Below are 10,161 nucleotides of genomic sequence, written 5' to 3'. Positions count from 1 at the left end.
TTGCCGCGCGGTACCGCGACTCCGAATTTCCGCAGGATTTCCTTACCCTGGTACTCGTGAATCTTCATGCGTGATTCCCTTCAGTCTGAGAGTTGAATTGAATTTTCTAAACTTAGAAAGTAATGTCGAAAAGAGCAGTCTCACTGCGAAAATCAACCTGCTGCTTCGTGCCATTGCCCTCGCAGCGAGCGATCTGGTACTCAACGCGCGGCCATCAGCACAGGTTCGCCACTTGACTCCGCCGACCGAGGAAACGTCACGAAATCAATCTTGACGGCAGATCATCTCGCGCGAAACAATCTCCGATCACCACTGGTCCTGCACAACCCCTTCGGGGCCGAACGAGCCGAAATCTGACCGCACGATTTCACATACTGTCGCGCAGGCGGGGCACTGGAGTCAGCAGGCACCACAAGATCTTGCGACGTCCAGGCGAATTAGCGATAGGAACGGCATCGTGTTACGTCTTCTGTGTCCCTACCTTGCCAGCGCCCCCGGGCTGGCCTTTCGTCAGGCCGTCCTAGCCCCCGCTGTTCGGCCTCCTCTTTTGCCGCCCTTATCGCATCATAGAAAGTCAACTCCGAGGCAACACGAGTGCGATCGACATTAACGACCCAACTATCGAACATGTAACGCCACCGGATACGACGCTCTTCAAGAAGGGCGGAAAACCAACGCCAAATCGATGCATCTTCAGCATTAGCTGCTGCTGCTGCAGCAAAGCGAGTCCGTTGCATTACGTCCATGTCGTTCCTCAAATTGCATCAGGCAGTCAGTGAAATCGCCTGGGACCAACCGTTCTTCGTCGGAGCGAATCGTGCCGATTGACGTGGCTACCTCTTCACCGTTTTGCGCGAATTCGATTCGTCTCAATTGAAACCAGGCATCCATGTGCGCGGCACGAATCTCCGACAAGGCCTGAAACGACGCCATACCGCCCGAGTTCAACTCCTTCAGGATCGCCCCTAGCCGGGAGAGGCCGAACACTCCCGAGTCGCCAGTAGCAAACATCAGCAGCAGGAATACCGCACAACAGATGACCATCTCGGGCTTTAAGGCGCACTGCGGCGACGGACCGTGTCGGCAAAATTGATCCCGACAGCGTCGACCTTGACTAGAACTCTCCAATACCAGGACGTCGCACTTCGAGATCGACTGGCGTCAGCACCTCCGGTCCACCGGTACTTGCAATTTGCACCGCCTTCATTTCCGTCCACCACCCAATGTCCGTATAAACGCGTCGTCAGGTGCCGGTTTCATTGGCGCCCGGTTGTTCCGGGGTCTTTCCGGTACTGCGGTGACGCAGGAGCCATGTGATCCCACCGTTTTTACCCGGCAACGAAGATCTCCAAATCTACCCAATACTTCGGCATCCGTATCTCTCCGTATCGCGGTTATAGTACGGCGGTCGCACCACCGTCTACTGCAAGGATCTGTCCGGTGATGTGCTTGCCTGCATCCGATGCGAATAATGCGACGGCGCCCTTCAGATCCTCGCTATCGCCAATGCGCCGTAATGGGAGTCCTTCCGCAACCTTGTCCGCGCCCAATTGGGTGAGCAAGCCCCGCGTCATGTTGGACGGAAAAAAGCCCGGCGCAATCGCGTTGACCGTGATGCCGTATTGCCCCCACTCACCCGCGAGCGTTCGTGTGAAATTGACAACCGCTCCCTTGCTCGCGTTATAGGCAATGGTGCTCATCGCATCAGGCGGATTTCCCCTGAGGCCGCCGATCGATGCCATGTTGACGATTCGGCCGTATCCACGCGGGATCATCGACCGCTTGCCAATTTGCTGGGTGAGCAGGAAGAGGCCTCGGATGTTGAGGTTCATGACCTTATCCCATGCCTCGATCGGGTGGTCCTCCGCCGGCGCGCTCCAGACCGCGCCCGCGTTGTTCACGAGTATGTCGACGCGACCCAACCTGGCGAGCGCCTCGTCAGCCAGACGATGAATATCTGCGTCGATGGAACCGTCCGCTGCGATGAAGTCCGCCTCAATGCCGAGCGACGCCAGATGCGCCTGCGCCTCTTGCAACTCGTCGGTTTTGCGCGCAGAAAGAACGATGCGCGCTCCAAGTTCGCCGAGTGACTCGGCGAGTTGAAGACCGAGGCCGCGTGAGCCGCCAGTTACGAGCGCGGTTTTTCCTGAAAGATCGAATAATTGTTTGAGCGTACCCATGGTGTCTAATCCGCACTATTCCTGTTTCTGCGACGCTTCTTGCGCAGACATCAAAAAACTTCGAACAACCCTGCTGCGCCTTGGCCGCCCCCGATGCACATCGTAACGACGACATATCGAGCACCACGGCGCTTACCCTCCAACAGCGCATGCCCGACGAGGCGCGCGCCGGAAACACCGTACGGATGTCCCAATGCAATGGCGCCGCCATTGACGTTGAGGCGCTCCATCGGAATGCCGAGTTTGTCGGCGCAGGAAAGCACCTGGACAGCGAATGCCTCGTTCAACTCCCAAAGGCCGATGTCATCGACCGTTAAACCGGCCTTCGCAAGCAGCTTAGGTACGGCGAACACCGGCCCGATACCCATTTCGTCCGGCTCACATCCGGCAACGGCAAAACCCCGGAATGCGCCGAGTGGCTGCAGGCCGCGGGCTGAGGCCAGCTTGCCGTCCATGACGACAGCAGCTGATGCACCATCGGAGAACTGGCTCGCATTACCGGCCGTAATCACGCCTCCCGGCAAAGAAGAACGAATTTTCGAAAGGCCTTCCAGCGTCGTATCGGCACGGATGCCTTCATCGACAGACACCGTGACTTCGCGCGTGCCGAGTGATCCGGTCTTCGCGTCGGCGACGCCCATCACTGTGGTGATCGGCACGATTTCGTCCGCAAACCGTCCGGCGGCAACGGCATCCGCCGCCCGCTGCTGGCTTCGAACGCCATACTCGTCCTGACGATCTCTCCCGATGTTGTAACGCCGGGCGACGGTTTCAGCGGTTTGCAGCATGCTCCAGTAGATGGTGGGCTTGTGCCTCTCAAGCCAGCCGTCGTTCAGCATGTGTCGGTTCATTTCCTGCTGGACACAGGAAATGGATTCGACACCACCCGCAACGAAGATATCGCCTTCACCGGCAATCACACGCTGCGCGGCCGTCGCAATCGCCTGCAGTCCAGAGGAGCAAAAGCGATTGATGGTTGCACCTGGCACGCTCGCCGGGCAGTCTGCACGCAATGCGATCTGCCGCCCGATGTTCCAGCCAGTCGCGCCTTCCGGAACGGCGCAGCCCATCAGAACGTCCTCGACTTCACCCGGCTCGATGTGCGCACGCTCGATCGCGTGTCTGACGACGTGCCCGCCGAGCGTAGCGCCGTGCGTCATGTTGAAGGCGCCCTTCCAGCTCTTCGCGAGTGCCGTCCGAGCGGTGGAAACAATCACTGCTTCAGTCATATTCGTGCTCCACATCAATCGTTGAAACCTTTGCCCACTTCGGCCAGCCGCTCGAGCGACGGGGCCGTTTGCCACGCTTCGCCGCGATACCCCTTGCCGTAGCGGCGCGTCGCTTGCGCCACGTTGTAAAGGCCTACGGTGTCGGCATAGAACATTGGACCGCCGCGGAAGATCGGGAAGCCGTAGCCCGTGAGATAAACGACATCGATATCGGATGCTTTCGATGCGATGCCCTCTTCCAGTATCCGAGCACCTTCGTTCACGAGCGCATAGACAAGACGCTCGACGATCTCGTCGTCCGAAATCACACGCCGCTCCAGACCAATATCTCTGGATTGCTGGACGATCATGTCATTGACAGCCGGTGACGGATACGCCTTGCGATCGCCCGCCTTGTAGTCGTACCAGCCTGCACCGGATTTTTGGCCGAACCGTCCCATCTCACAGAGCAGATGGGTGGTCTTCGAATACACGATATCCGGCCTTTCCACCGCATGGCGCTTGTGGATCGCCCAGACGATGTCGTTGCCGGACAGGTCGAGCATGCGGAACGGGCCCATCGCAAAGCCAAACTTCTCGATCGCACGATCGATCTGTTCCGGCAGCGCGCCCTCGTCCAGCAAATAGCCTGCTTGGCGCAGGTACTGATTGATCATCCGGTTACCAATGAAGCCGTCGCAAACACCGGATACCACCGCCGTCTTGCCGATCTTCCTGGCGAGACTCATGACTGTCGCCAGCACGTCGTGCGCGGTCTTCTCACCTCGTACGATCTCGAGAAGTTCCATCACGTTGGCCGGACTGAAGAAATGCATACCGACCACGTCGTGAGGCCGCTTCGTGAACGCGGCGATCTTGTCCACGTCCAGGGTCGAGGTGTTCGATGCCAGGATGGCTCCGTGCTTTGCGACAGCATCCAGCGCCCGGAACACGCTTTCCTTCACGCTCATTTCCTCGAATACCGCTTCAATAATGAGGTCGGCTTGCCGGAGGTCGTCATAGGAGAGTGTCGGCGTCAGAAGGGACATACGCTGCTCGACCTGTTCCTGCGTGAGCTTGCCCTTTCTGGCGTTGTCGTCGTAGTTCTTGCGCATCGCCGCGACACCGCGCTCGAGCGCGTCTTGCCGCGTCTCGAGAATCTTGACCTGGAGGCCCGCACTGAGAAAGTTCATCGCAATGCCCGCTCCCATCGTGCCCGCGCCGACGACAGCCACTTGCGTTACCGTCCGCACCGGTGTGTCGGGTGGCAGGTCAGGAATCTTCGCACCAGCACGTTTTCCGAAGAAGGCGTGACGAAGCGCTCGGGATTCCGATGTGTCCATCAGTTCCATGAACAGCTTGCGTTCGAACTTGATCCCATCGTCGAAGGCTTGCTGGACGGAAGCCTGCACGGCGTCGACACATTTGAGCGGCGCCGGAAAGTTGCGGCTGGCAGTTGCAATCGTGTTGCGCGCGAATTGCAGGAATCCGTCCGGATTGACATGCTCGATGCGGCGATCTCGCAGCCGCGGCAGTTCGTTCCGGTCCGCAGCCTGTTGTGCAAACCGCACCGCGCCTGTCAGCAGGTCGCCCTCGATGATCAGATCGAACAGGCCAGTGTCTGCCAGTTTTTCCGAGCGTACGATTCGGCCGGATACGATCATGTCGAGCGCTGCCTCGAGGCCGACGGCCCGCGGGAGGCGCTGCGTCCCCCCGGCTCCCGGAAGAACGCCGAGCTTCACTTCAGGTAGTGCAATCTGCGCACCCGGTGTGACAACACGAAAGTGGCAACCCATTGCCAACTCCAGCCCACCGCCCATGGCCACCGAATGGATGGCGGCGACAACCGGCTTGGCGCTGGATTCGATCGCTCGTATGACCGTATGAATGCTCGGTTCCTGCGTTGCTTTCGGCGTGCCGAATTCCCGGATGTCCGCTCCGGCCGAGAAGCCGCTGTCTGCCCCAGTAATGACAATGGCCCGTACACCCGCGTCGGCTGCTGCTGCGGCCATTGCCTCGACGATGGCGAGACGTGTCGTGTGCCCGAGCCCATTGACCGGTGGGTTGTCGAGCGTGATAACCGCCACGTCATCGTGCACCCTGTAGTGCGCTGTCATGTTCCCTTCCTTTGTATGTGCGACGCACGGGACGGGGTACCGTGCATCCAGGTTGAGCTATGTCGCTGCCAGTTCGATACAGACAGCTCGATTGGATCCAAAATCAAATAAACACTCGAACGTTCGGCCTTTTTTGAAGGCGAACACGAAATTCTTGTAGTGCCGCTCATCTCGAGCCCCGATAACGGGCCAGTTCCATTCGCCCTATCTGATTGCGATGCACTTCATCCGGACCGTCCGCGATGCGCAGCGACCGTGCGGCAGCATAGGCGTGCGTCAGGAAGCGATCCTGCATTCCATAGCCCCCGCAGGTCTGAATCGCCCAATCGATGACCGTGCATGCCATGTTGGGCGCTGCCACCTTGATCATCGCAATTTCGCGTGCGGCCGCCTTATTGCCGATCGCGTCCATCTTGTGCGCAGCATCCAGCACCAGTAAGCGCGTCTGGTCGATCGAGATACGTGCGTCGGCAATGCGGTGCTGCGTCACCGTTTGGTCGGCAATTGCCCGTCCAAACGCCGTTCGCGACAGGCTACGTGTACACGTCACTTCGAGTGCACGCTCCGCGAGACCGATCAGGCGCATGCAGTGATGGATACGACCGGGGCCGAGACGCCCTTGAGCAATCTCGAAGCCGCGCCCTTCGCCGAGCAGCATGTTCGTTACCGGCACACGTACGTTCTCGAAGACGATTTCCGCATGCCCGTGCGGCGCGTCGTCGAAACCGAGCACCGGCAGATGGCGAAGAATCGTCACGCCGGGCGCGTCGCGCGGCACGAGGATCATCCCTTGCTGACGATAGCGCTCTGCCGCGTCAGGGTCCGTCTTGCCCATGAAAATGAAGACTTTGCAGCGTGGATCGTTGGCACCAGAAGTCCACCATTTCCTGCCATTGATCACGTATTCGTCACCGTCACGCACGATCGAGCTCTCGATGTTCGTTGCATCGGACGAGGCCACAAGTGGCTCGGTCATTGCGAACGCCGAGCGAATCTCGCCACGCAGCAACGGCTCGAGCCACGTCTTCTTCTGCTCCTGCGTGCCGTAACGGACCAGCACTTCCATGTTGCCTGTGTCGGGTGCCGAACAGTTGAAAACCTCCGGTGCCCATGGCACCCGACCCATGATTTCGCAAAGGGGAGCGTATTCGACGTTCGTCAGTCCCGCCCCATGTTCCGAATCGGGCAGAAACAGATTCCACAAACCTTGGTCCTTCGCGTGCGCCTTCAGCTCTTCAATGAGCGCGATCGGCTGCCAACGGTCAGCGAATGCATCGACAGCTTCTTCGCGTTCGGCCTGTTCCGCTCCGCGCAGCGCTCCGGCTATTTCCCGCCCGAACTCGTCGACACCTTCGAGCCCGTGATCCAGGAAGAAGGCCGCCACATCCTGTTCTTCGCGAACTGGTACGCGTGGTACTGGCGCAATTTGCCGTGGTGGCGCCGGCCGTGGTTCTTCGCGCGCGTCGCGGCCGTGTGGGTGCACCTGGTCCGCGACCGCATCGGCATCGCCCGCGGGATCGACGCCGACGGCGTCGCGCGCGACGCGAACTTCCCGGCGACGAGCACCGCCGACATCGGCGAAACGCTGAACCCGCGCGAGCTGATCGCGCTGTGCCTGACCGAGAACGACCGACGGATGGCCGGGTACGACAAGCGGCTGCTGCGCCCGATGTTCGTCCCGCGCATGGCGCGCCTCGCGCTGCGGTTTCTGCGGAAGTAACGCTGCGGCGCCCGGCGGAGGGTTGCAGGCGGCGCGGACCGGCGCACGCGGCAGCCCGCCGGCACCTTCTCCGGAACGGTGTGCTGCGTCGGCCGGACGGTGTGATGCAATCCGACTCGCCCGGTCGACGGATCGCGGTTGCCATCCGCGCGCCTGCTCTCCCCCTGCGGACGAAAACGAACACACCGCTGCCCGAATCCGTTGCGCCACGCACGACGTGACGTCGGCCCACTCGCCACCGTCAGCCCGACGGCACGCATCGGACGCATTTGCACGTCGCCTCCCCTCCTGCGGGATGTCTTCCTGGGAAGCAGGATCCAGTCGTTGTGGCGACGATCCGACATTTCCCGCTCGCCGTATCCGTTCCCCCCAACGCTGCGGTTGCAAGCATGGCCCGGCCGGGCGATCTGACACCCGTCCAATCGGGCCATCAATAGGACAAATTCGAAACGACGTTCCAATTGCGGGGCGCGATATGTCCGTTGCACTTTTTTACAACTTTATGACATCAGCCGCCGGGGAAGGCCCGTCCCACGGGCGCGCGCGGCCGGTGCGATGCGCAAACCAGCATATCCCGAGGCTCCGCTTTTTATGTTTTTTCGATTTTCAAGAGAATGACAAAATACAATCCAAACCCCTACAAAAGCCTCTAATTAATAAATTAACAAGCCTTTCCAGTCCATGTTAATTAGCATCCATCAGAACATTACAAACCAGTAAGAAATTCCCGATGCGCAAACGTTTGCCGTTTCATTTCTGTTACATGCCGCGATGGAGGAAGTGTTGCCTGCCCCACAAAACTCTCTCATCTCATTGATTTTTATAAGATATTTTAGCAGACATCGATCGCTCAACAATCATACACAAAGCATTCCAGCTTCTTTCAGAATCATTACTTCCAAATACATCAAAACGCGAGGCATTAACCATCTTTTAACTTCTAGAACCTTCCATTTTTCACTGTTTGTCAATCTCCAAATACCACCTCAAATAAACTCCGGCCATCAATTTTAAGATTCGCGCGATCGCACGGCATATTCATCTAACGAAAGAGACCGGTGTGTGGCGTGATTATTTGGAGGTAGGTAGGAAATGAACCGCACATACCGCTCGATCTGGAACGAAGCCCTTGGCGCCTGGGTCGCGGCATCCGAACACGACTCGGCACGGGGCAAGCCGAACAAGTCGGCCGTCGTGAAGGCCGTTGCAACCGCCGTTCTTGTAGCGGGGGCGAGCGTCGGCAACGTGGCGCACGCGCAGTACTCTGCCGGCGGCCTCGGTGGGTCGGTGGTTGCGTCGGGTGCGCAGTCAATCGCAATCGGCGGCAATTCGGGCAGCACGACGACGGCCAGCGGCTCGACGTCCATCGCGATCGGCGCGAACGCGACCGCATCCGGCGACTACTCGCAAGCGTTCGGCCAGAACTCGAAGGCCACGGGCAACAGCTCGATCGGTATCGGCTCGGGATCGCAGGCGACGGCAACCGGCGCGACCGCGGTCGGCAACGACGCGAAGGCACAGGGCACGAGCTCGATCGCCATCGGCGGCGGCAACGGGTCGGGTTCGGGCGGTGCGACCGCCGGCGCGACCAACTCGGTCGCAATCGGCCGCTTCGCGGTGGTGGGCGCGACCGCGACGGGCGCTACCGCGATCGGCCTCAACTCCACCGCGCAATATGCAAACAGCGTGGCGATCGGACAGGGCAGCGTCACCGGCACCGCAGCGCCCACCGGGACCGGCTACCTGACCGGCAGCGCCGCGCCGGCTTCGGAAATGTCGATCGGCAGCGCGACGAATCTTCGTCGTATTACCAACGTCGCCGACGGTTCGGCACCGCAGGACGCCGTCACGGTGGCCCAGCTCAGCACGGGGATGAGTACGACGACGAGCGCGATCAGCAGCCTTTCGTCGTCCACGTCGACGGGGCTGTCGTCGGCTAATAGTTCTATCGGGTCGCTGTCGACCGGGCTGAGCTCGACCAATAGCTCGGTTACGTCGCTTTCGTCGTCCACGTCCACCGGCCTCTCGTCGGCGAATAGCTCCATCGGTTCGCTGTCGACCGGGCTCAGCTCGACCAACAGCTCGGTTACGTCGCTCTCGTCGTCCACGTCCACCGGCCTCTCGTCGGCTAATAGCTCAATCGGTTCGCTGTCCACGTCGACCTCGACCGGGCTGTCGTCCGCTAATAGCTCGATCGGTTCGCTCTCGACCGGCCTCAGCTCCACCAACAGCTCGGTTACGTCGCTTTCGTCGTCGACGTCCACCGGCCTCTCGTCGGCAAACAGCTCGATCACGTCGCTCTCCACGTCGACCTCGACCGGCCTGAGCTCGACCAACAGCTCAGTTACGTCGCTCTCGTCGTCCACGTCCACCGGCCTCTCGTCGGCTAATAGCTCAATCGGCTCGCTGTCCACGTCGACCTCGACCGGGCTGTCGTCCGCTAACAGCTCCATCGATTCGCTCTCGACCGGTCTGAGCTCAACGAATAGCGCCGTTACGTCGCTCTCGTCGTCCACGTCCACCGGCCTCTCGTCGGCTAACAGCTCGATCGGCTCGCTGTCCACGTCGACCTCGACCGGTCTGAGCTCGACCAACAGCTCTGTTACTTCGCTTTCGTCGTCGACCTCGACGGGTCTTTCGTCAGCAAACAGCTCGATCTCGTCGCTGTCCACGTCGACTTCCACCGGGATCAACTCGCTGTCGACTTCCACGTCGACTGGCTTGTCTTCGGCTAACAGCTCGATCTCGTCACTGTCGACGTCCACTTCGACGGGTCTGAGCTCCACGAACAGCTCCGTTACTTCGCTTTCGTCGTCGACTTCGACGGGTCTTTCGTCGGCCAACAGCTCGATCGGCTCGCTTTCCACCTCGACCTCGACCGGCCTGTCGTCCGCTAACAGCTCGATCGGTTCGCTGTCGACCGGCCTCAGCTCGAC

The 10,161-nt window shown here is 60.1% G+C and carries 7 protein-coding genes and 1 pseudogene; 2 read left to right on the top strand and 6 right to left on the bottom strand.

The annotated features are described in order from the left end of the window. The 6 genes and pseudogenes from ACVK00_RS34470 to ACVK00_RS34445 all read right to left on the bottom strand — a co-directional run. Positions 1-68: pseudogene (locus ACVK00_RS34470) on the bottom strand (ATP-grasp domain-containing protein); the annotation flags it as partial. 631 nt (positions 69-699) lie between these two features. Then, entirely contained in the window at positions 700-987 is a 288-nt protein-coding gene (locus tag ACVK00_RS34465; RefSeq protein ID WP_229050687.1) for a hypothetical protein, read from the bottom strand. 407 nt (positions 988-1,394) lie between these two features. Beyond that, positions 1,395-2,180, bottom strand: a complete 786-nt coding sequence (locus ACVK00_RS34460; RefSeq protein ID WP_072445164.1) for an SDR family oxidoreductase — start codon at positions 2,178-2,180, stop codon at positions 1,395-1,397. A 50-nt stretch (positions 2,181-2,230) separates the two neighbouring features. Next, complete coding sequence (locus ACVK00_RS34455; RefSeq protein ID WP_354123252.1) at positions 2,231-3,409, bottom strand: acetyl-CoA C-acyltransferase; 1,179 nt, start codon at positions 3,407-3,409, stop codon at positions 2,231-2,233. A 14-nt stretch (positions 3,410-3,423) separates the two neighbouring features. Then, positions 3,424-5,505, bottom strand: coding sequence for a 3-hydroxyacyl-CoA dehydrogenase NAD-binding domain-containing protein (locus ACVK00_RS34450; protein ID WP_284900228.1), 2,082 nt, complete (start codon positions 5,503-5,505; stop codon positions 3,424-3,426). A 166-nt stretch (positions 5,506-5,671) separates the two neighbouring features. Continuing rightward, positions 5,672-6,832 carry an acyl-CoA dehydrogenase family protein gene (locus ACVK00_RS34445; protein WP_354123309.1) on the bottom strand — a complete coding sequence of 387 codons (1,161 nt, stop codon included), beginning with the start codon at positions 6,830-6,832 and terminating at the stop codon, positions 5,672-5,674. On the opposite strand from ACVK00_RS34445, the gene ACVK00_RS34440 reads away from it, so the two are divergent. Both ACVK00_RS34440 and ACVK00_RS34435 read left to right on the top strand, forming a co-directional pair. Next, positions 6,725-7,225, top strand: a complete 501-nt coding sequence (locus ACVK00_RS34440) for a hypothetical protein (protein WP_354123311.1) — start codon at positions 6,725-6,727, stop codon at positions 7,223-7,225. The two genes, ACVK00_RS34445 and ACVK00_RS34440, sit on opposite strands and share 108 nt — an antisense overlap. A 1,092-nt stretch (positions 7,226-8,317) precedes the next feature. Beyond that, the coding region (locus tag ACVK00_RS34435; RefSeq protein WP_456826992.1) for an ESPR-type extended signal peptide-containing protein at positions 8,318-10,161 on the top strand (1,844 nt) is incomplete at its 3' end.

This window comes from Burkholderia sp. PvR073, from assembly GCF_054055695.1.
Note: the sequence above shows the minus strand (reverse complement) of the source record. Positions and strands in the feature narration are given on the sequence as shown.